Raw genomic sequence first — 17938 nt, 5'->3', positions numbered from 1 at the left:
ATCCGAATCAACAAGAGTATACTTTGTTAGTTCAGGGAGGTAGCTTTCTGTGCTTTGAGTTCTGCAGCAAAACCCTTTATAACAATGTCGGCTCCTTTTGTTTCTAGTCTTTCCTGGTTAAGGCCGCGGTCTATGCCCACAATCAGGCCGAAGTCACCAGCCTTAGCTCCCTCTACACCTCCTTCGGTGTCCTCAAAAACAGCTGTCTCCTGAGGTTGCACACCAAGTCTGCGGGCCGCTTCCAGGTAAATATCCGGTGCAGGCTTGCTTTTCATCTTGAGTTCGTTGGCCACTACTTTATCTACGCGTACCGGGAAAAGCTTATCTAAACCGGCGCGGCGAAGTATGGTGAGGCAGTTGCGGCTACCCGAAACAATGGCTGTTTTCATACCTGCCTGCTGCTGCTCTTTTACCCACTGGATGGCATCATCGAACACCACGACACCGTTTTGCTTCAGCAGTTCATGAAAATAATAGTCTTTGCGTTCGCCCAGACCAACCAAGGTGTTGTTTCCAACCGAATCGCTAGGCTCTCCCTCCGGCAGCGTGATGCCACGGGAAGCCATGAAATTGCGCATGGCATCGATACGGGGCACATCGTGCACATAGGTCTGGTAATCTTCTTTCAGGTTGAAGGGCTCATAGGCCTTGCCATCCTGCTCGCTTCGCTGGCGCAGGAAGGAGTCACACAGCTTTTTCCAGGCTTCGGCATGAAGTCCGGCTGTGTTCGTTATCACACCATCCATATCCAGGATCAGGGCCTTGATATTTCTTTCTTGTATAAGTTTACTCAGATTACTCATAAAGTATAGGCTTTACTTGATAGGTTTTTACTATTAAATAGCAGGCGGTTATTTTTCTATCGGGGCTACTAACTAGCCTGTAGCGTGAACTTACCTGCCCCGGCTGCAGCACAACCACATTTATACTTTGTCCCCAGTTCAGCTGTCGCCAGCATTCATATGGCTCATCAAATATAGTCACATAGGCTCATAACTTCAGCATCTACGGCTATTAAATTGCTTATGTTTGGCATCTCTTTCTTACTGATAGTAGTTTATCCTGTTGGTGTGCGTGGACAAAAACCACCTTATAGTTTTCTATACGGCACCAAACGCACTACAGCTGCTTTTTTCTGATGAACCACTTATAAGCTTCTGCCACCCATACAACCAGGCTGGAAAGCAGGATTATGATCAACAGATCAAGTATAGGCAGTTCTTTAAACCTAAAGACACCGCTCAGCAAAGGTGTGTAGATTACAAGCAGCTGCAAGGCAACGGAGACTACAAAAGCTATGTTTACGTACCGGTTGCTGAATATGCCAATCTCAAAGACAGAGTACTCCAGCGAACGCATGTTGAATGTATTGAATACCTGCGTCATGGATATGACGATGAAAACACCGGTACGGGCAAGATTCTCCCCCTGAGGCAGGTAATAGGAAAACACAGCAAGGGTCAGCCCCAGCATGACCACGCTCATCAGCAGGAGGTACGGCACCACGCCTTTATCCAGTATGCTGGCATCGCGCGGAACGGGTGCGCGTTTCATTATCTCGCCGTGGCCGCGCTCGGTGGCTAGCCCTAGCTCCATCACTCCGTCGGTAACCAGGTTTACCCAGAGTATCTGGGTGGCGGTAAGCGGGAAAGGCCAGCCAAGCAGCATGGTTATGATAAATACCGCCACGAAGGCAAAGTTAGTGGTGAGCAGAAAAAAACTCGTCTGCCGCACATTCTGAAACACAATGCGCCCCTCCCGAATGGCCCGCACAATGGTGGCAAAGTTATCATCCGAGAGCACGATCTGGGAGGCATCTTTAGCCACATCCGTTCCGCGTATACCCATGGCTATGCCAACGTCTGCCCGCTTCAGGGCGGGGGCATCGTTCACGCCATCCCCGGTCATCGCCACCAGGTGGCCTTTACTTTGGAGATGCTCCGCGATGCGCAGTTTTGTGTTAGGGCTTACCCGGGTGAAAACCGAAACGTTATCTACCAGGTCTTCGAAGACGTTCTCCGGCGACTCCAGTTCATCTTCCTGTAAAGCTAATGGGAAAATTTCTTCTGTCTCGTCAGGGTCAAGTATGCCTACCTGCCGGGCAATGGCGGTGCCTGTTTTTTTATGGTCTCCTGTAACCATCATCACCCGGATGCCTGCCGTCTTGCAGTCGCTTACAGCTTGCTGCACCCCGCTGCGGGGCGGGTCTACAATGCCGGTGATGCCTACCCAGATCAGTTCCTGCACATGGTCCGTTTTTGCCTCATCCTGTATGCCATCAGCCTCGCGGTAAGCCAGGCCCAGCACACGCATGGCTTTATCGGCCCACTCATCGTTCTTGTCCTGCACACGCTGGCGCAATTCGTTTGTTAACACCTGGGGACCTTCCTGGGTCAGAATGCGGGTACTCAAAGAAAGGATTTTTTCCGGGGCGCCTACCACTAACAGCTCCCGCTGCCCCGCTACCTCTGCCAGTGTTGCCCTATACTTTTGTTCCGAGTTAAAAGGGAGATCGTCTATCACCTGCACTTCAGGCAGCAGGTTTTCCTGCTTCGCCTCCGCTTTTTTTGCCAGTACCAGCAGCGCTACCTCCGTTGGGTCACCTGTCACCTCCGGCTCACCCGTTTTGCCATCTTCTCCGCGCTTTGGCGCCCCGAAGTGGGCATTATTACATACTTTGGCAATTAGCAGCAGCTGTTGTAGCACCTTGTTGTCCGCAGGATTTATATTTTCTCCGTTTTGCGTCAGCTCTCCCTCCGGAGTGTAGCCTGTACCCGAAACTTCCAACTCCGAACCATCACCCAAAAACACCTTGCTAACCGTAAGTATACTTTTGGTGAGCGTGCCGGTTTTGTCTGTAAGTATAACGGAGACAGACCCAAGCATTTCAGTGGCTGAGAACTCACGGGTAATGGCATTTTGCCGCACCATACGGTTAGCCCCAATCGCCAGCACGATGGTAATCACGGCCGGCAGCCCCTCCGGGATGGAAGACACCAGGGTAGCCACGGTAATCAGCAGTACCTCCTCAAATGCATAATTGCGGACGAAGTAGCCAAGTATAAAAACTACCGCCGAAGTAGCGACAGAGATAACCGCCATCTGTTTTGCCAGCCGCTCGGTTTTCTTCCGGAAGTTAGTGGCCGTCGCTTTGATTGAACCCAGTGAGTGGGAAATTTTACCCAACTCAGTGTCGCCTCCAATGGCCGTCACCACGGCTTTGGCAGAGCCCCTCGCTACGTGTGTACCTTTCCAGAGCATGTTCAGCCTGTCGCCCAGATTGGTATTCTCCTCCAGCGGTTCGGTGTTTTTTTCAATCGGCAGCGACTCCCCTGTCAGCGAGGCTTCGATGGTTTGCAGGTTCTTGCCCCGTACCAGGCGGGCATCTGCCGGAACGCTGTCCCCCTCTTCAAGCACCACTACATCGCCGGGCACCAGCTCCCGCGCTTCCAAGGTTCTGATCCTGCCATCCCGCAGCACCTTCGTCTCCTGCTTCAGCATACTTTTGAGCGCCTGTATCGCCTTTTCAGCCCGGTACTCCTGAAAAAAACCTAGCACCGCATTAAACAGGATCACCCCAAATATCACGTACACATCCACCATATGGTCTGCATACCAGGCTACACCGGCCGCCAGCACCAACACCAGAATCAGGAAATCCTTGAACTGGTTTAGAAAGAGCACAAACGGGTTGATGCCTTCTTTGCCCGTCAGCTCATTAGGGCCATACTCCTTATGCCTCCTTCGGGCCTCCTCCTCCGTTAGCCCCTCCCTGTCGGACTGGAGCTTTTTCAGCGCCTCTTCCGTGCTAATGCTGTAGTAAGGGAATTTTTGATCCATTGCCATTTTTACGCCGGTTCTGGGTAATGATTCGGAATAGTTTTACAGGCTTACGGAATACCCTCTGTGCGCTCCTGCGGCGGCACGTCAGGCCCCTGCTCCGGCCTTGTAGACCGGTTTTCGCCCCCTGTAATGTAGCCGGTTGGTCCGGGAGGAGTGCGTTTGCCTTCATCCTCCTTCAATATCCCTTTTTTCTTTCCGGGTTTCTGATGGGCTTTTCTCTGCTCTTCCATAACAATTCTATTAAACTTAAACTTAGTAAATGATGAGGCAGCCTAAGTATGGCCTTAGCACACAGTAAACCAAACACTCTTTTCCATACTTAGGCATATGCCTACTTACCTACGCAGGCACAGGCATTTTGATGTTGCAAGCCACGTTATGCCCTGCACCAACCCTCCCCTTAAAAAGGAGTTAAATAAAATTTGCAGGATTTTCTAACTTTGGCACCGCAGCCTTTTACCTGCCCCACTTTATACGTAAAAACCGAACCGGCCGAAACACGGTATACCAAATCGAAATATGGATATCCGGGAGCCAAAATATCTCTAAGAAAAAAATATGCTAAAGAACTACTCTCCAACTAAAACCGAAGCCTGGAAGAAACTTGAGGAGCACTTTAACACCGTGCAACCGCAGCACCTGCGCGATATGTTTGCCCAGGATGCAAAGCGTTTCAACAAATTTACCTTCCGCCTGAACAACACGATCTACGACCTCTCCAAGAACCGCATTACTGCGGAAACGCTGCAGCTACTAACACAGCTTGCAAACGAAATGGAGGTATCAAAGGCCATTGAAAGTATGTTCAGCGGCGAGAAAATAAACGCCACTGAAGACCGCTCAGTGCTGCACACGGCCCTGCGTAATTTCTCGGATGAGCAACTGCAGGTTGATGGCGAAAATGCGCTTGAAGAGGTGCGCCAGGTACAGGAGCAGATGCGCACTTTCTGCAATAAACTCCATACGGGAGAGTGGACGGGCTACACCGGCAAACGCATGCAGAACGTAGTGAACATCGGCATCGGCGGCTCCGATCTAGGCCCTAAGATGGTAGTGGAGGCTCTGAAGAAGTACCAGAAACCAGACCTGGAAGTATACTTTATCTCCAACGTGGACGGCACCGACGCGGCCGAAGTGCTGCATAAGCTCGACCCGGAGACAACGCTATTCATCATCGCTTCCAAAACCTTCACTACTAAAGAGACCATTACCAATGCCGAAACGGCACGCGGCTGGTTCTTGCACAAGGCTGTGGACCGCGAGCACATAAAGAAGCATTTTGTGGCCCTTTCTACCAACATAGAGGCCGTAACTAAATTCGGCATTGCCGAGGAAAACGCTTTCCGCTTCTGGGACTGGGTAGGCGGACGCTTCTCGTTATGGTCTGCCATTGGCTTGTCAGTTGGCTGCGCTTTGGGCTACGATAAGTTCGAAGAGTTGCTGCGCGGCGCCGAGTCTATGGACAAGCACTTCCGTACGGCCCCGATGGAGGAGAACATTCCGGTGCTGATGGGGCTGCTGAGCATCTGGTACACTAACTTTTTTGGATGCCAGACGCACGCTATACTTCCGTACGACCAATACCTGCGCCTGCTGCCGGAGTACCTGCAGCAACTCCTGATGGAGAGTAATGGCAAAAGCACCGATCGCAACGGCAACCGCGTGGACTACCAGACCCAGCCTGTGGTTTGGGGCGCAGCGGGCACTAACAGCCAGCACTCCTTTTTCCAGCTCATCCACCAGGGCACCATACTTATACCTTGCGATTTTATAGCCCCCGCCGAGAGCCATAACCCGGTAGGCAACCACCACGCGCTGCTGCTTTCGAACTTCTTTGCCCAGACGGAGGCACTTATGAAAGGCAAAAATGCAGCCGAAGTACGCGAGGAGCTTACTAAGAAAGGCATGGCTGGCGAGGAACTGGAGCAGCTGCTACCGCACAAGCTGTTCGAGGGTAACAAGCCAACTACATCCATCATGATGAAAAAGCTGACCCCGTTTGAATTGGGCAGCCTGGTGGCCATGTATGAGCATAAGACGTTTGTACAGGGCGTGATCTGGAACATCTACAGCTTTGACCAGTGGGGTGTGGAACTTGGCAAGCAGTTGGCAGGCACGATCGAGGGGGAGCTATTACATGGCAAAGCCTCCAGCCACGACAGCTCCACCAGCGGCCTGATCGAGTACTACACCGGAAATAAGTAATTTTTAATAGTTAAGATTTGTGCGTTAAAAGTTAAAAGTAACTCATGTACTTTTAGTACCGCTTAAACTCTCAACCCATAAGCTTAACTTTATCTCTTAATTAAAATACATGAAGCGAGTGCTGATGGTGCTGTTTTGCAGTTTTGCTTTAAGCAGCTGCGCAGACGAAGATTTTTTTCAGCCCGATGCACTTGCCACATCAGAAGAAATAGGTGGAAAAGCCGCTGCCGGTCCGGATAGCGTCTGGGTTATACTTGGGCGCCACTACGATCGCAGCGGCTTTCACCGTTTTTTCTGGGGGAACCATAACCGCAAACTCTGGAACACCCCTGTAAAGCTGCCTGTTTTTAAACTAAACTCGCTGCACGGTGGGCTTATTGTTGTAGAAAAAGGAGGCGGCTACCAAACCACTAGTTTTGAACTGCAGGACAGCACAGGCCGACGCTACGCCCTGCGCTCATTAGACAAGGACCCCAGGCATGTCGTGAGTAAATTCTGGCAAGGCACATTTATTACCAACATCCTCCGCGACCAGACCTCCGCTGCCAACCCTTTCGGAGCGCTGGTGGTGCCTCCACTGGCAAAAGCCGTGGGCGTATACCACACCAACCCCAGGTTATACTATGTAGCCACGAACGACACAATCTTTGGGCAGTATAGCCACGAAGTGCAGGGCAAAGTGTTTATGCTGGAAGAAAAGTATAAACATCGGGCAGACATAGGCCCTGATTTTGGTAAAAAGGTGATAGGTTTTGAGGATTCTGAGGATGCACTGCGGCAGCGCTTCTCAAAAAATTCCCATCATTTTAACCAAAAGGCCTTCGCTAAAGCTCGCCTGCTAGACCTGCTCCTGGGTGACTGGGACCGGCACAAAGGGCAGTGGGATTGGGCACTGACGACACAGGGCGCAGACACTATTTATAATCCCATCCCGAAGGACCGCGACCAGGTTTTTCTGAAGATGAAGGACGGTGTGATCCCCTTTATTGCCACGAATAAATTACTGGCACGCAAGTTCCATACTTTCGACCATGACTTCAGCGACGTGAAAGCTTATATGATAAATGCAGCTTTTATGGACGAGCGGCTGCTTCATGAACTAAGCCTGAAAGACTGGGAAAGTATAGCAACAGAGATGCAGCAACAACTGACGGATGAAGTTATAGAAAATGCGGTGCAGCAGCTTCCGCCTCCTGTTTATACTTTAACTGGAGAGAAACTGGCGGCTAACCTCAAAAGCCGTCGCAACTTACTTCCTGATGCCGCCGCTAAAATGTACCATGTACTTGCCAGGAGAGTAACCATACCTGGCTCTGATGCAGAAGAACATTTTGAGGTGAAAAGGATAAATAATGGGCAAGTACAGGTTACGGTAACCCGACCTGCATCCGGCGAAGTGCCTGCCAGGCAGTTGTACAAGCGCACTTTCCTGAAAGATGAAACAGAAACCATCATACTTCATGGCCTGGCCGGCGACGATGAATTTATACTTGCAGGAGAAGTAGGCCAAAGTATACTTGTAAAGATCTACGGCGGGCTTGGTGAAGACGACGTTACAGACAACTCTTCAGTAAGCGGCTGGAAAAAGTATACCCATGTGTATGACACCGAGCGCGGCAACGACATTCTGTTCGGCTCTGAAACCAAAGACATGACCACTGAAGATGTCCGCGTGCATGCCTATGACCGTGAAGGGAATTAATTTATTTATTCGTTGTTGGTTATATTCGATTACATCCTTCACTTTTAACTAACAAGCAATAACGAACCACGATTACCGCCCTTTAGCACGCTTCACCAGGTAGGCATAAAGCACTTTATCGAAAGGCTCGCTGATATCAACGGGTACAAAGTCGATTTTGTACTGCCCGCACTTAAGGGCCAGCTCTTTTTTATAGTTCTCTACGGCGGTGCGGTAATGGTCGCGTACCTGCGAGGGTTGCAACTTCAACTCCTGCCCTGTTTCTACATCCACAAACACATAAGGCCTCTCGGCAAATTCAAACTCCTCCTCTGTTTTGCGGTCCATTACATGGAACAGCAGCACCTCGTGATTCTGGTGCTTGAGGTGCTGAAGCGAGGCAAAGCTGGCCTCCATGTCATCCACACGGCTCAGCATATCACTGAAGATGACCACCAATGATCGTTTCGGGATTTGCTGCGCGATTTGGTGCACAACTTCAGCTACGTTGGTATCCTTTGCAGTGGGCCTTTGCTCGAGCTGCTTTTGCAGTAGCATGAGCAATGTGTGAAGGTGTGAGGCGGTAGAACGGACAGGGGTTTGCTGCTCGATTTGATCGGAGAAGGTTACCAGGCCCACCGCATCGCGCTGCTTGCGCAGGAGCGTGGCCAGTGCAGCGGCACAGAGGGCAGAGAAAGTGATCTTCCCATTATCCTCCAGCGGGTAATACATGGAGGGCGACACATCCAGCAGAATATGGCAGCGCAGGTTCGTTTCCTCCTCGTAGCGCTTAATAAAGAGTTTATCAGTACGGGCAAAAACTTTCCAGTCTATGTGCCGGGTACTCTCCCCGCTGTTGTAGAGGCGGTGTTCCGAGAACTCCACCGAGAACCCATGGTAAGGCGATTGGTGCAACCCTGTGATAAAACCCTCCACCAGCTGCTTGGCCAGAAACTCCATGTTCTCGAATTTCTGCACATCGGCAAGTGTAAGGGCTTTTTTCATGATTTACTGCTTTGGAGTGGCTTCTGCTTCTGAAACGGCAAAAGGTGTTTCTTGTTGTGCCTCCTCAGGGGCAAGTTCTTTTATACTTACGGAGGCCGTACCGTCGCGCACCATGTCTAGTTCCTTGGCTGCGGCCCTGGAGAGGTCAATAAGGCGGTGGCGGCTGTGGGCCATGCGGTCGTTAATGCGCACAGTCACCGTTTTGCCATTCTTCAGGTTCGTTACCTGCACCTTTGTGTTAAAGGGGAGCGTGGCATGCGCAGCCGTGAGCAGGTTCTTGTCGTAACGCTCCCCGTTTGCTGTGCGCTGGCCATGAAAGCGGTCGGCATAGTAAGATGCTTTACCGTTTGCATTGTAGTCGGCCGGTCCTGAAGAGAACGAAAGCAGGAAGATCAATACTACGGAATATAGATTCATAGTATTACATAGTTGGTCCGGCTACAAATATAGAATTAAAATAATTTAAGCGAATTTTAAATTCTAAAACTTTTATATATCAGAAGTATATATTACTTTTAGGTTCTCAAGGTTGAATTTAACGTCTAATAACGGTGGAAGAGAACAACGAAAAAGCAGAAATTTATTCCCAGAGAGTAAGGGCCGGGAAGAGAACGTATTTCTTTGATGTGAAGTCAACTCGATCTAACGACTTCTACGTGACCATCACGGAGAGCAAGCGTAAGTTCAAGGACGACAGCTTCTCATACGAGAAACACAAGATCTTCCTCTACAAAGAAGACTTCGCAAAATTCTTGGAGGCGCTACAGGGAACAATTGACCACGTTAAATCCGAACTCTTGACAGAGGAGGCACTGGCTGCACTGGAAAACCCGGTTGTAGAAGGACAGGAAGCCTCTTTCGACGAAGAACTGAAGTGGGAGTAGTTTTTCCCCTACTTTGATAACTCATACCTGAAGCCCGCGGCAGTGCCGTGGGCTTTTTTGTTTCACCCCTATCCTGCCTCACGGCGAGTTAATAAAGACGGCAAATGGCACATGGCTGGCTAAATTGTTGTATATTTGCGCCCTGAAAATAAAGACTAAAGTATAAATGGGACTACGATGCGGTATTGTGGGCCTGCCAAATGTTGGCAAGTCTACCCTGTTCAACGCTATTTCTAATGCCAAGGCAGAGTCTGCCAACTATCCTTTCTGTACCATCGAGCCCAACGTGGGCGTGATAACGGTGCCCGATGAGCGCCTGCAGATTCTCGAGGAACTGGTGCACCCGGAGCGCGTGCTGCCAACGGTAATCGAGTTTGTGGACATTGCCGGACTGGTGAAAGGCGCCAGCAAGGGCGAAGGACTGGGCAACAAATTCCTGGCAAACATCCGTGAGGTGGACGCTATCATACACGTGGTGCGTTGCTTTGAAGATGAGAACATTGTGCACGTGGACGGCCAGGTAAATCCTATTGCCGACAAAGAAATCATCGACACAGAGCTGCAGTTGAAAGACCTGGAGTCTATTGACAAGAAGATACTCAAGGTGGTTCGCTCTGCCAAGTCAGGCGATGCCAAGGCTAAGAAAGAGCTGGCCAGCCTGGAGAAGTATAAAACGCACCTGGAGGCTGGCCTAAACGCCCGTAGCCTGGATGTGAACGAGGATGACCTGGAAGCTGTGGAAGACCTGAAACTGCTAACAGCCAAGCCTGTGATCTATGCTGCCAACGTAGACGAAGACTCTATGACAACAGGCAATAAATACTCTGAAGCTCTGCGGGAGCACGTAAAAGACGAGAACGCCCAGGTTGTGCTGATCTCTGCTTCTATCGAGGCTCAGATTGCCGAGTTGACAGATGAGGAGGAAAAGGAAATGTTCCTATCAGAGTATGGCCTGACAGAGGCTGGCCTGAATAAGCTTATCCGTGCTTCTTATGAGCTGCTTAACCTGATCACCTACTTTACTGCAGGTGTAAAGGAAGTACGCGCCTGGACGATCGAGAAAGGCTGGAAAGCCCCTCAGGCTGCAGGCGTTATTCACTCCGACTTTGAGAAAGGCTTTATCCGCGCCGAGGTTATCAAACTAAAAGATTACCAGGAGTACAAGACAGAAGCCAAGATAAAGGAAGCCGGTAAAATGGCCGTGGAAGGCAAAGAATACGTAGTGCAGGACGGCGACATCATGCACTTCCGCTTTAACGTGTAATTAGAAGTATAAATTATCAAAAACAGAAAAGGCAGGTTATTTAACCTGCCTTTTCTGTTTTTGATAGATTTCGAAGCCACTTTACGCCTTCTTCAGGTGTACCGTCTTCAGCAACACCTGCCTTGTGCCGATGCGGTATTCAACCTCATCTTCACTATCGGTCAAGCGGATATTTTTGATCACGTTGCCGCTCTTTAGTGTGTTAGACATGCCTTTAACCTTCAGGTCTTTAGTAACGACCACTGCATCACCGTCGTTCAGGATATTACCATTACTGTCTTGGACTTGCATAGCTTCGGCCACATGCATACTAAATCTAACGCGAATATGCGCTGTGTTGGTGGCATAAGTTTTTCTTCTATTCCTTAACCCGTTTTCTTCTATATCTTAACCCAAGCAACAGTTAAATACCCCATACTCCATTTCTACCTACTCATTCACATCTTTTACCGTTTCATATCAAGTATAAGGCGGTGATTTATAACCCAAATCATAACCAAACAAGCACTACTTAAAAGATTTTGCGTGTTTAACCACTGTATCAATGGTCTCAACTCTGCCCTGCAGTTCGATGCTCTCTACGAACACCCTTAAAAAATCGTCTTGCTGTATAGATTTCATAAAAGGTGGATATTTTTCCAGAAACATAAGGCGAGCCAGGATGATAGCATTGCTCTTCAAGTTGAAAATGCTATATATATCTGGATGCTTTTTCTTTTCAGCATAATTGTTGAGGGCATGTTTTAGTAGTCTATTCTTCTGCTCTGCAGAGAATTGGAAAAGAAAGACTTCCTGGGCAAGGACTGCTTCAAATAAGGCATAGTCAAGTGTATATCTTCCTACCTCGGTTTCACTTGTAAGTCCGCTGTAACAGGCTGGATTCATATGCTCATATCTTGCCAGTAAGGCAGCAGATGCATCACTTCTTCTGCTCAGTTCCTGAAACCCATTAAATATTCCCATTATTGACTCAACTCCAAGTTGATAAGTAGGCCAGGCAGTCATGTTTAACCGCAGAGGATATGTATAACAGGTTTCCACCAACCCTTCAGTAGAGATAGCTTGCATCACAGAATCAGGTAGCTGGGTTACAGCATACATTTCCTCGCCTGTTTGCAGTTTAGCCCATTCGGGTGTCCCCGGTAAGACAGGATAAGAATAAATATCCAACTGAGCAGAGGGCTGGTAAGGCACGCAGTCAGGCTTCGGACTGTCCTTTCTACAAGCAGAAGCCAGTATCAAAAATATCAGAAAAAGGGAAGTCAGCTTTGGTCTCATAAGGAAGAGCAATAACGTTTTTTAAATTATGTTACCTATTATAAATTATTAGCCAACTACCCTATAAACGTTATATCTGCATTTACTTCCTGTTAAAGAATAACCTGTCATACCCGATCAGCAGGTCGGCCCGGGAGCCGGGTGGACGGTAATAAATGAGGATGTCGTAGATATTATCTGTTTCAAAATGGCTTCCTTCAAAGTAGCTCTCATCAGCTGCGGCGGTACCTGGTTTCAAAGTATAGTAATAGTTATAGTAGCCCTGCTTCAGCAACAAACGGCCAGTGTAAGCCTGCCGCTCTGCATCATAACGTAATTTAGCTGCCTCTGTCTGGCGCCAGTTGGTAAGATCGCCCTGCAGGTATACATCACCGGGCACCTTGTCCGAAACCTGCAACTCAAAGTCCACCCAGGTATAATCTCCGTTTACATCGGCGTTGCCGTACTGGCGATTTCCGAAAATCCGCTTGCCATTTATATCCGGGTCCTGGCTATAGGCAAGGCCGCTGCGGCTTTTGTCGGACTGTAAGAATACCACCGGCGGGTTTTGCTGCAGATCTATGTTATCAACTCCAATTCCTTTGTAGTTTAGGCTACGTGTATCGAAGGCGCGGAACTCGCTGAGGCCTTTAAACAGCTCCTTGGGTTCAAAGAAAACATACTCCAGTCGGCGCTGGGCATCTTGTATGTAGGTTGGACGGGCTAGGCGCTTGGCGTTGTCCCAGCGGTAATTCTGGCGCAATACAGCCTTCACTTCTGCCGCAGGGTTCACCAACTCGTAATCGGCATAAAAAAGATTAAACTCTACTGGTTGCCTGGTCTCGCGCCCCTGCGGCCCCAGCGGAGCACCCAGTTTGGCAGCCACTGTCACCAGTTCCTGGTAAACCATAAAGCGCTGCGTCAGTAAAAGCTTGCCTCCCTCCTCCTGCACCACCAGCAAGTAGTTACCGCTCAATTTAACACGCGGCACCCGGAACTGGTAATGCACATAGGGCACATGCGTGTTTACTGAGTTTTGGGCATTGGTAATAAAGAACTCATTAAAATCATTCAGGAATTGGGTATCGCTGAGGGTGGAAGGGGTCCAGTTGGCATCGCAATGCACCAGTTTCGCCACCAAGCGATTAGGGGTCGCACTTAGCCGGTCAAACTCCAGCAAAATAGGTTTAGTCTGATTTATCGGCACCACAGGAGGCTCCAGCACCTCCTCTTCAAAACCAGTTGCCACATACGCCTGCACCGACTGTATGCTTTCGTCGTACACAAAATCCTCGTAGCGCAACTGTGCCTGAGTGCTGCTACTGCTTTGCACCTGCTGCTCTATGGGTACGCAGGCTACAGCGCCCACGGACAGCATTGCCGCAAGCAGGTAAGTATAAGTTGGTCTTTTCAGCATCTTTGTCTGTTCTGGCTATACTTTGCAGCACAGCCGGGTGGTTATCAGAACGAATATAGCTAAAAAGTATAAACCTGTATCAAAACAATGGTCGCACGTATTGCGGAGCAGTGCTTCTTTTTATAATTTCATAAGTACATATTTCAGGAGATATGAAGAAGGTTCTTTTGGCTGGGGCTACTGGAAATTTAGGCCGCCATATCCTACAAGCCTTGAAGCAAGGTGGTTTTGCTGTAACGGCACTGGTACGCTCTCAGCAAAAAGGAGCGACTCTCACTCCTCCTCCCGATCACTTTATCTATGAAGATGCCACATATGCGGAGAGCCTAGCTGGATGCTGCCGGGGTATAGATTTTGTTGTGTCTGCTCTAGGCAAAAGCATCAGTCTAAACGACCATAGCAGAAGTAGCTTCCATGAAATAGACTTCCAGGCCAACTATAACCTTTTGCAGGAAGCAAAAACTGCAGGTGTGCAGCAATTTATTTATATCTCAGCTTTTACAGCAGAGCAGCATCCGGCGCTTGCATATTTTAAAGCTCACGCAAACTTCTCGGAAGCTTTGAAACATTCAGGTATAAATTACATTATTATTCAGCCCACTGCCTTATTTTCGGCTTTCAATGAAATGGCCGCTATGGCTAGGAAAGGAAAATTAGGGGTAATCGGTGGTGGAGACAAGTCTACTAATCCTGTTTTTGAGGGAGATGTAGCAAAAGTTATTCTAGAAAGCATAGGTAGCCGCAATCAGGTTATTCCACTCGGGGGTAAAAAAGTATACACACGGCTGGAAATAGCCAATCTAGTAGCCAAAGCGGTAAACTACAGGGGCAAAACAATGCATGCACCGAAAGCAATTGTACTGATTTTGCTGCCGCTCTTAAAGCTTTTCAACCGCAACCTTTACCACAAACTGGCCTTTCTTACAGAAGTATCAACCCGTGATTGTGTAGCCCCTCAGATTGGGGCGCATTCCCTGGAGGCTTACTTCAAGCTTCCGGAGGAGCAAACCTAAGTATAACTTAGTTCTCTTCCAGCTTTGTTTCCACAGATATACCAGCCACCAGCGTTTTCTGCACCGGGCACTTGCTGGAGATCACTTTCAGGCGTTTGCGTTGCTCCTTTGTGAGGTCGCCGGTTAGGCGGAGATGCTTTGTAACATGGGTTAGCTTGGCCTCTTTCTCCTCGCAGTGGGCGCAGTCGTCGGCGTGTATGCGCTCATGCCGCAGGCTTACCTCTGCCCGCTCCAGTGGCCAGCCTTTGCGTTGTGCATACATGTGCAGCGTAATAACGGTGCAGGAGCCCAGTGCCGCTAAAATGTAATCATAAGGGTCAGCTCCCTCTTTTATACCTTCGCCTACGCCAGACTCGTCTATGGTCATGTTGTCTATGCCAGCACTGATGTGAGCCACCAAAGGGGCGCTGCTATCGGTGTACACTGTCACAAAACCTTCTTTTTCTTCTACGCTCATACTTTGTATTTTTTTGGGTGATGCTGCTATAGTATATGGAGCTGCTGCAGAAAGGTTTTAGCGAGGTAGACAATACGCTAGAGTAAGGGTTAATGATGTGATTAAATTAAAGACAGGGCATACGTACGACCTTAAAACCGCAGCAAAAAGGTGGTACCACGGCCGAGCTCTGACTGCACGGAAATGGTGCCCTTGTGTAGGCGCATCATCTGGCGGGACAGGCTTAGGCCGATGCCGGAGCCTGTTTTTTTGGTGCTGTAGAAAGGGATAAAGATCTTGGCCATGGCCTCCTCCGTCATACCCGGCCCGTTATCCGAAACAGAAATCGTGACACGGCTGCGTTCATCCAGGGAGGCACGCAATTCTATTTGCCCGTCCGGCTGCTCATACACGGCTTCGGTGGAGTTTTTCACCAGGTTAATCAGCACCTGCTCCACCATACTTCTGTCGGCAGTGAGCAACATGTTTTCGCGTGGGGCCTGCACAAACAACTGCACATGCTGCTGGGCCAACTGCTCACGCAGCAAAAGCTTTATCTCCTGCAGCAGCTCTCCCACATCAAAGCGACTCATCTTCGGAACCGAAATCGTGGTAAGGTTGCGGAACTCATTCACAAAACGAATTAACCCTTCGGAACGGCGGCTGATGGTCTGGAGGCACTGGCCTATATCAACTAGTTCGTCGCGCAGCAGCGTAATCTCCTCAGCCTCCGTATCGGTGTAACTATGGATCTCTTCGCAAGCGCTGGCCGACAGGGACGAAATGGGTGTCACAGAGTTCATGATCTCATGCGTCAGTACCCGAATCAGCTTGCCCCAAGCCTCCATCTCCTTCTCCTCCAGCTCCAGCTGAATGTTTTGCAGCGAGGCCAGCCGCACCCTATCCCCCAGCAGCGACAACTCCATCACATGCACCGAGAGGTTTGCCTGCTCCCCATCCTGCCGAACAGGCACCAGTACCTTTTCACCGCTCTCGAGCTGTTGCAGACCCAGCGTAAGCTCGGGGCTAACCTCCTGTAATTCCTGCACCTGCCGCAGTCGCCCTACCTGCAGCAGTTTCTTGGCCGCGTTGTTAAGTAAAAGTATACTTCCGTCAGGTTTGTAAGTGATAATACCGATGCCAATGTGCTGCACGATCACCTCAAAATACTGAAGGTGCGCCTCTTTCTCAGCACGCACCTCCCGGAACTTCATCATCACCTCATTCAGGCGCTGCGATAACTCCCGTTGTGTTTTCCCCTCGCTGCCAACATGGAACTGCTCCGAAAAGTCATCATATTTTATGGAGTTAAGAAAGCGCAAAAAAAGCCTGTTGGATCGCTCCATGTACCGCATTAGCAGCCACACCTGTAAAAGTGTAAAGAGCCCCAAGCCTATTAGCGTGCCCCTGTACTCCTGGCTGAATTCGATCTTAGCTAGAGCAAAAACAGTAGCGGCCAACAGTAGGACACGCAGCAGCAGTTGCAGCTTATAGTGTCTAAAGCTCATACTTCTCCAGTCTTCTGTACAAGGCTCCCCGGGAAAGCCCCAGCTCTTTGGCGGCTTTGGAGATGTTACCATCGTGCTTTTGCAAAGCCCGTTGCACGGCTTCCCGCTCCAGGTCATCCAGGTCCAGGGTTTGCGCACTTACGGCCGGGGCAAGAGGCAGGTCTTCTTCCGCCAGAAAAAAGAAGTCATCGGCCTGCAGTTCGCGGTTGTCGCTCATAATGGATGCGCGCTCCAGGGCGTGCTGCAACTCCCGCACGTTGCCGGGCCAGCTATAGCGCCTTAACCTGCCAAGCGCTGATTCTCCTAAGCGCTTAACCGGCTGTTTATACTTCTGGGCGTATACCTGCAGAAAATGCTCGGCAAACAACGGAATGTCATCCTGTCGCTCTCGCAGCGGTGGCAGGTGCAGCTCCACCGTATTGATGCGGTACAGCAGATCCTGGCGAAACTCCCCTCGCTGCACCATCTCCTTCAAAGGCATGTTAGTGGCACAGATCAACCGCACATTCACGGGGATGGGTTTGTTTGTACCTACACGTATCACCTCACGCCGCTGCAGCACCGTAAGTAATTTGGCCTGCATGGCCGGAGACAGGTTACCGATCTCATCCAGGAACAAGGTACCTCCGTTGGCTGCCTCAATACGGCCTACCCTATCCTCCTTGGCATCTGTAAAGGCGCCCTTTTTATGGCCAAACAGCTCGCTCTCGAAAAGCGATTCCGTAATAGCCCCCATATCCACGGTTACAAAAACCTTATCCACGCGGGATGATCGTTCATGTATGGTGCGGGCAATAACCTCTTTACCTGTCCCGTTCTCACCGAGCAAGAGAATATCGGCATCTGTTTTAGCCACCTTGTCGATGATGGAGAACAGCTGGCGCATGGCCTTGCTCTCGCCCTGGATAATGTCCTTGCCTGTATTAAGCTGTGAATTAAGTGTACGGTTTACTTCTTTCAGTTGGCTAACCTCGCGGTAGGAGTTTCGGAGCTTTGCCGCTGCCGACAAAGTAGCGACAAGCTTCTCGTTTTGCCAGGGCTTCAGTACAAAATCAGTGGCTCCCTCCTTCAGCGCCTTCACGGCCATCTCCACATCGCCATAGGCAGTAATCATCACCACCACAGCCGAAGGGTCATACTTCAGGATCTCCTTTAGCCAATAAAACCCTTCTTGCCCGCTGGTAATATCCTGGCTGAAATTCATGTCGAGCAGGATAAGGTCGAAATCTTCGTTAGAGAGCAGGAACGGGATCTTCTTCGGGTTCTTCTCCATTACCACTTCCTTTGCATGCCGTTTCAACAACATTTTGGCGGAGAAGAGCACGTCTTCGTTATCGTCTATCACCAGGATGCGGCCCAGGCTTTGTTCTTCCATAGTTCTCTTGTATATGCGTTATAAAGCGCTTAGTTGAATATCCAGCAATA

16 protein-coding genes are annotated in these 17938 nt (G+C 49.7%); 5 read left to right on the top strand and 11 right to left on the bottom strand.

The annotated features are described in order from the left end of the window. Positions 1-26 precede the first annotated feature (26 nt). The 3 genes from OO017_RS04310 to OO017_RS04300 all read right to left on the bottom strand — a co-directional run bounded on the left by OO017_RS04310 (position 27) and on the right by OO017_RS04300 (position 4073). The gene (locus OO017_RS04310; RefSeq protein WP_266051217.1) at positions 27-803 is read right to left on the bottom strand and encodes an HAD family hydrolase; all 777 of its coding nucleotides are present in this window, start codon (positions 801-803) and stop codon (positions 27-29) included. Positions 804-1119: 316 nt separating this feature from the next. Next, positions 1120-3840, bottom strand: a complete 2721-nt coding sequence (locus OO017_RS04305) for a cation-translocating P-type ATPase (protein ID WP_266051216.1) — start codon at positions 3838-3840, stop codon at positions 1120-1122. A 50-nt stretch (positions 3841-3890) separates the two neighbouring features. Further along, positions 3891-4073 carry a hypothetical protein gene (locus OO017_RS04300; protein WP_266051215.1) on the bottom strand — a complete coding sequence of 61 codons (183 nt, stop codon included), beginning with the start codon at positions 4071-4073 and terminating at the stop codon, positions 3891-3893. Between the two features lie 328 nt (positions 4074-4401). Between OO017_RS04300 and pgi the strand changes: the two genes are divergently transcribed. Then, entirely contained in the window at positions 4402-6048 is a 1647-nt protein-coding gene (gene pgi / locus OO017_RS04295) for a glucose-6-phosphate isomerase (RefSeq protein WP_266051214.1), read from the top strand. Between the two features lie 109 nt (positions 6049-6157). Then, a complete protein-coding gene (locus tag OO017_RS04290) occupies positions 6158-7750 on the top strand; it encodes a hypothetical protein (protein WP_266051213.1) in 1593 nt (530 codons plus the stop codon). Positions 7751-7822: 72 nt separating this feature from the next. Here OO017_RS04290 and OO017_RS04285 read toward each other — a convergent pair whose 3' ends face one another. Together OO017_RS04285 and OO017_RS04280 are read right to left on the bottom strand one after the other, a co-directional pair. After that, positions 7823-8734 (bottom strand): DUF58 domain-containing protein, encoded by a 912-nt coding sequence (locus OO017_RS04285; protein ID WP_266051212.1) that lies wholly within the window; start codon positions 8732-8734, stop codon positions 7823-7825. 3 nt (positions 8735-8737) lie between these two features. Then, complete coding sequence (locus tag OO017_RS04280) at positions 8738-9151, bottom strand: septal ring lytic transglycosylase RlpA family protein (protein ID WP_266051211.1); 414 nt, start codon at positions 9149-9151, stop codon at positions 8738-8740. Positions 9152-9285: 134 nt separating this feature from the next. Between OO017_RS04280 and OO017_RS04275 the strand changes: the two genes are divergently transcribed. Continuing rightward, positions 9286-9618 carry a DUF3276 family protein gene (locus OO017_RS04275; RefSeq protein ID WP_266051210.1) on the top strand — a complete coding sequence of 111 codons (333 nt, stop codon included), beginning with the start codon at positions 9286-9288 and terminating at the stop codon, positions 9616-9618. Between the two features lie 166 nt (positions 9619-9784). Beyond that, the gene (gene ychF / locus OO017_RS04270; protein ID WP_266051209.1) at positions 9785-10882 is read left to right on the top strand and encodes a redox-regulated ATPase YchF; all 1098 of its coding nucleotides are present in this window, start codon (positions 9785-9787) and stop codon (positions 10880-10882) included. A gap of 81 nt (positions 10883-10963) precedes the next feature. On the opposite strand, the gene OO017_RS04265 is transcribed toward ychF, so the two are convergent. The 3 genes from OO017_RS04265 to OO017_RS04255 form a co-directional block, all read right to left on the bottom strand. Then, entirely contained in the window at positions 10964-11173 is a 210-nt protein-coding gene (locus OO017_RS04265) for an alkylphosphonate utilization protein (protein ID WP_266051208.1), read from the bottom strand. Positions 11174-11389: 216 nt separating this feature from the next. Further along, complete coding sequence (locus OO017_RS04260) at positions 11390-12160, bottom strand: hypothetical protein (RefSeq protein WP_266051207.1); 771 nt, start codon at positions 12158-12160, stop codon at positions 11390-11392. Positions 12161-12242: 82 nt separating this feature from the next. Further along, positions 12243-13556, bottom strand: coding sequence for a type IX secretion system plug protein (locus tag OO017_RS04255; RefSeq protein WP_266051206.1), 1314 nt, complete (start codon positions 13554-13556; stop codon positions 12243-12245). Between the two features lie 152 nt (positions 13557-13708). On the opposite strand from OO017_RS04255, the gene OO017_RS04250 reads away from it, so the two are divergent. Next, entirely contained in the window at positions 13709-14569 is an 861-nt protein-coding gene (locus OO017_RS04250) for an SDR family oxidoreductase (protein ID WP_266051205.1), read from the top strand. A 7-nt stretch (positions 14570-14576) separates the two neighbouring features. Here the strand turns inward: OO017_RS04250 and OO017_RS04245 are convergent, their stop codons facing one another. The 3 genes from OO017_RS04245 to OO017_RS04235 all read right to left on the bottom strand — a co-directional run bounded on the left by OO017_RS04245 (position 14577) and on the right by OO017_RS04235 (position 17888). After that, on the bottom strand, positions 14577-15026 hold the full coding sequence (locus OO017_RS04245) for an OsmC family protein (RefSeq protein ID WP_266051204.1): 450 nt from the start codon (positions 15024-15026) through the stop codon (positions 14577-14579). A 131-nt stretch (positions 15027-15157) separates the two neighbouring features. After that, entirely contained in the window at positions 15158-16513 is a 1356-nt protein-coding gene (locus OO017_RS04240; RefSeq protein WP_266051203.1) for a sensor histidine kinase, read from the bottom strand. Then, positions 16503-17888, bottom strand: a complete 1386-nt coding sequence (locus OO017_RS04235) for a sigma-54-dependent transcriptional regulator (protein ID WP_266051202.1) — start codon at positions 17886-17888, stop codon at positions 16503-16505. The genes OO017_RS04240 and OO017_RS04235 overlap by 11 nt, the downstream gene beginning before the upstream one ends. Positions 17889-17938 lie beyond the last annotated feature (50 nt).

This window comes from Pontibacter anaerobius (assembly GCF_026241195.1).
Classification (GTDB): Bacteria; Bacteroidota; Bacteroidia; order Cytophagales; family Hymenobacteraceae; genus Pontibacter; species Pontibacter anaerobius.
Note: the sequence above shows the minus strand (reverse complement) of the source record. Positions and strands in the feature narration are given on the sequence as shown.

Coding starts and splice junctions, on each gene's coding strand:
- OO017_RS04310 (WP_266051217.1), bottom strand. CDS start 803: ATGAGTAATCTGAGTAAACTTATACAAGAAAGAAATATCAAGGCCCTG.
- OO017_RS04305 (WP_266051216.1), bottom strand. CDS start 3,840: ATGGATCAAAAATTCCCTTACTACAGCATTAGCACGGAAGAGGCGCTG.
- OO017_RS04300 (WP_266051215.1), bottom strand. CDS start 4,073: ATGGAAGAGCAGAGAAAAGCCCATCAGAAACCCGGAAAGAAAAAAGGG.
- pgi (WP_266051214.1), top strand. CDS start 4,402: ATGCTAAAGAACTACTCTCCAACTAAAACCGAAGCCTGGAAGAAACTT.
- OO017_RS04290 (WP_266051213.1), top strand. CDS start 6,158: ATGAAGCGAGTGCTGATGGTGCTGTTTTGCAGTTTTGCTTTAAGCAGC.
- OO017_RS04285 (WP_266051212.1), bottom strand. CDS start 8,734: ATGAAAAAAGCCCTTACACTTGCCGATGTGCAGAAATTCGAGAACATG.
- OO017_RS04280 (WP_266051211.1), bottom strand. CDS start 9,151: ATGAATCTATATTCCGTAGTATTGATCTTCCTGCTTTCGTTCTCTTCA.
- ychF (WP_266051209.1), top strand. CDS start 9,785: ATGGGACTACGATGCGGTATTGTGGGCCTGCCAAATGTTGGCAAGTCT.
- OO017_RS04265 (WP_266051208.1), bottom strand. CDS start 11,173: ATGCAAGTCCAAGACAGTAATGGTAATATCCTGAACGACGGTGATGCA.
- OO017_RS04260 (WP_266051207.1), bottom strand. CDS start 12,160: ATGAGACCAAAGCTGACTTCCCTTTTTCTGATATTTTTGATACTGGCT.
- OO017_RS04255 (WP_266051206.1), bottom strand. CDS start 13,556: ATGCTGAAAAGACCAACTTATACTTACCTGCTTGCGGCAATGCTGTCC.
- OO017_RS04250 (WP_266051205.1), top strand. CDS start 13,709: ATGAAGAAGGTTCTTTTGGCTGGGGCTACTGGAAATTTAGGCCGCCAT.
- OO017_RS04245 (WP_266051204.1), bottom strand. CDS start 15,026: ATGAGCGTAGAAGAAAAAGAAGGTTTTGTGACAGTGTACACCGATAGC.
- OO017_RS04240 (WP_266051203.1), bottom strand. CDS start 16,513: ATGAGCTTTAGACACTATAAGCTGCAACTGCTGCTGCGTGTCCTACTG.
- OO017_RS04235 (WP_266051202.1), bottom strand. CDS start 17,888: ATGGAAGAACAAAGCCTGGGCCGCATCCTGGTGATAGACGATAACGAA.